Genomic DNA, 769 nt, shown 5'->3' with positions numbered 1-769 from the left:
CCCCTGCTCGGCGCCACCGACGCCGAGCGGCAGCGCGCCCTCGACGTGCCCGATCCCCTCGCGCTGCCCGGGGTCCGGACGGCACTGACCGAATTCGGCTCGGTCTTCCGCGACCTCGCCGACGGCTGACCTACCGTCGATGCCGTCGATGCCGACCGTGCGCACCTCAGCCCCCGACCGCCGCACGGAGCGCGGCGCTCCGCACCACCCCGGTTCCCGACCGATTGGAGCCCTCCGATGACCGAACGGACCGAGCGCTCCCTCGCCGAGCCCGAGCCCGACTCCGAGCCCGGCTCCGAGTCCGTCCCCGTCCCCGTCGTCACCCGCCACCGGGCCCGCGCGCTCCCCGCGCCGCGCACGCTCGGCGAGCGCCGCCTGTGGCCCCGGTCCTTCGCCGACCGCCTCACCGCCCCGCTGCCCGGCGTCCGCGCCCTGGCCCGGCTCGCCCGCGAAGGCAGCCTGCGCCCGCCCGCCGCGGTGCTCCGGGACCTGGCCGCCCTGCCCGTCGAGCCGGCCCCGCTGCCCGCCGTCGACGCCGCCACCACCGCCGTCACCTGGGCCGGACACGCCAGCTGGGTACTGCGCGTCGGCGGCCTCACGATCCTCACCGACCCCGTCTGGTCCCGCAGGATCCTCGGCACGCCCGCGCGGCTCACGCCGGTCGGTGTGAGCTGGGAGGACCTTCCGCCCGTCGACGCGGTCGTCATCAGCCACAACCACTACGACCACCTCGACGCGCCCACCCTGCGGCGGCTGCCCCGCGCCACCC

1 protein-coding gene is annotated in these 769 nt (G+C 77.8%); it reads left to right on the top strand.

Going from position 1 to position 769, the window contains the following annotated elements; all coding sequences use genetic code 11:
- Nucleotides 1–237: 237 nt before the first annotated feature.
- On the top strand, nucleotides 238–769 hold a 532-nt coding region (locus K6I34_RS37655; protein WP_229332500.1), incomplete at its 3' end, for an MBL fold metallo-hydrolase.

The sequence above is a fragment of the Streptomyces sp. UNOC14_S4 genome (assembly GCF_020740835.1).
In the GTDB taxonomy this organism is placed as follows: domain Bacteria; phylum Actinomycetota; class Actinomycetes; order Streptomycetales; family Streptomycetaceae; genus Streptomyces.
This window is presented reverse-complemented; position numbering and strand designations above follow the sequence as displayed.